Annotated in this window: 2 protein-coding genes and 2 pseudogenes; 3 read left to right on the forward strand and 1 reads right to left on the reverse strand. The window is 51.8% G+C overall.

Features of this window, described 5'->3' with window-relative positions:
- Positions 1–312: TSUP family transporter (locus AC3B8H_RS20385; RefSeq protein ID WP_488443351.1), on the reverse strand; the 312-nt coding region annotated here is incomplete at its 3' end.
- Between the two features lie 205 nt (positions 313–517).
- Between AC3B8H_RS20385 and AC3B8H_RS20390 the strand changes: the two are divergent.
- The 3 genes and pseudogenes from AC3B8H_RS20390 to AC3B8H_RS20400 all read left to right on the forward strand — a co-directional run.
- Positions 518–1015: pseudogene (locus AC3B8H_RS20390) on the forward strand (tyrosine-type recombinase/integrase); the annotation flags it as partial.
- A gap of 70 nt (positions 1016–1085) precedes the next feature.
- Positions 1086–1786: pseudogene (locus AC3B8H_RS20395) on the forward strand (IS3 family transposase); the annotation flags it as partial.
- Between the two features lie 61 nt (positions 1787–1847).
- On the forward strand, positions 1848–2416 hold a 569-nt coding region (locus tag AC3B8H_RS20400; RefSeq protein WP_488443352.1), incomplete at its 3' end, for an RHS repeat-associated core domain-containing protein.

The following is a 2416-nucleotide window of genomic DNA, read 5'->3' on the forward strand; positions in this document are numbered from 1 at the left end:
GACCGCGGCCGGAATCAGTAGCCGCCAGTGCATTTCGACGCGTCTGGCATATTGTGCCGTCGCGATCGCGGTGCCCCACACCGAAGCGCATTTATTGGTTCCAAACAGCGTGGCGGGGAGTGCCGCGGGGAAAGCGGCGAATAAGGTCGGAACCAAAATTAAACCGCCGCCTCCGACGATAGCGTCCACGGTTCCGGCTAGTAGCGATGCGAGCGAGACAACGAGGATTTCCATCATTTGCCGACGATAACACGAAAGCTTGGCCGGGTGCTGCTGGCGGGAATCGGTCTGGATCGAGAAAATAGCCAGCAATAAAAAGGGCCCCGGCAAACGAGTTTGCTGGGCCTTAATCGTGTTATGGCGGAAGCTAGTCCGCCTAATAAAAGTCCGATATCGTTTTTTGTCGTCCTAAATTCTTGTTAAAAAACGATAAGTTACAAATTTATTGTCCAGCTTGGTTCGATAAAATATACTCCAATCCGATGCCGAAAGTAGGGTAGGAAGTAGGGTAGGATTTATGAGTCGGATTTTGAATAAGCTGAATGCACGCAAGGTTGTGACAATCAAAACTCCCAGTTATCACAGTGATGGTGGTGGTCTTTACCTACAGGTTAGTCCGACACTTTCAAAAAGCTGGATTTTCAAATTTGTCAGGAATAAAAAGGCTACCGAGATAGGTCTGGGTAGTTTTGGCGATATTTCGCTGGAAGCAGCCAGGGAGCAAGCATCTGAGTACCGAAAGCTGCTCAAGCAAGGTCTGAATCCTCTGGTGGAAAAACGGAAAATTGAACGCGAGCTTCATTTGTCTGTCGCCAAGTCAATGACATTTGCAGAATGCGCCGCCGCTTACATCGAGATTAATCGCCATGGCTGGAAAAATCCTAAGCATGCTCCGCAATGGTCCAATACCCTGGAACAGTACGCATATCCAACCATTGGCAAACTCCCGATCACGGAAGTGGATACGGCACTGGTTGTTAAATGTCTTGAAGGAATCTGGACGTCCAAAAATGAAACGGTCAGCAGACGCGAGATGGCGAACGACATGATCCAGGTCAAGCGAGCCAGTCTAAGAGTGGTTATGCATAAGCCAAAGCGGTTATCGCTATCAGTCTTCACGCGCGTCCGAAAACGCCGAAATTGCCGACTGGCTGCTATGCCTGACCGACACGCACCGCTCCTGGGGATTTGGATTATGCTATTTGCAGTTGCGCAACGTAAAAGGCTTTTGCTGGAATCACAAGCGTGTCTATCGGATTTACCGAGCACTGAAACTCAACCTGCGCATCAAGCCCAAGAAACGGTTGGTACGGGCAACCCCGCAACCTTTGGCGGTTCCGGATCGTATCAACGCCGTGTGCTCGATGGACTTCATGCACGATCAACTGGCGGATGGCCGGGCTTTCCGTTTGCTCAACGTTATCGATGACTATAATCGGGAAGGCTTAGGGATTGAAGTGGATTTGTCGTTACCGGCGCTGCGGGTTATTCGTGCCTTGGATCGCATCATCGAATGGCGAGGGAAACTCCAAGCCATTCGCTGGATAATGGGCCGGAATATATCGGCGAGACGTTAAAAACCTGGGCTGAACGGCATGGTATTCGGATCGACTATATCCAACCGGGCAACCCGCAGCAGAATGCCTACGTGGAGCGCTAAAACCGAACCGTGCGTTACGAATGGTTGGCCCAGTACCTATTTGAATCGATCGGGCAGGTTCAGGATTTTGCAGAACGCTGGTTGTGGATCTACAATCATGAACGGCCCAACATGGCCATCGGTTGAATGACGCCCAAACAAAAACTAGCGTTGGCCGCGTAACCTCTACTTTTAAGCTCTGCTTAAAATGGGGGGATTACCCCCGGCCAATAACTACGACGCCTTCTCCGGCCTGCACTACAACCACACTCGCTACTTCTCGCCCCGTACCGGCCGCTACCTGCAACCCGACCTGATCGGCCTGGAAGGCGGCACCCGTGTGTATACTTACGCCAACGGCAATCCGGTCAGCGATACCGATCCGACCGGGACTTGGGCGGACGCGAGTTTGACGCGGCAAATCGGCGGCTATTTAGACAGCGCGTTATCTTGGTTTGGTAGGACGCCGTTTCCCAGCTACTACGGGCAATCGAGTAGCTTGGCCCAAGATGTATTCCAACTACCGGGCGTGCAAATCGCCTTGCTGCCGGTGATGATGACGCCGGTGGGTTTCGAGGTGGCGGCTTTTTTAGGTGTTGTGAAGGCAAGCTCCCATGTTGGTCGTGAAATTAAATTGATCGATGGGCCTTACCGGGCGGAAGGATCGGTCTTCAAGTTCTCGCGGTACAACAACAAACTCGGATCTACTGGTCGTGGTGCGTCATTCTTGCAGACGGAAGATGGCCTTAACTTAACATCGCAAAAACGATTGTCCCG

The organism is Methylomonas sp. BG-2 (assembly GCF_057766305.1).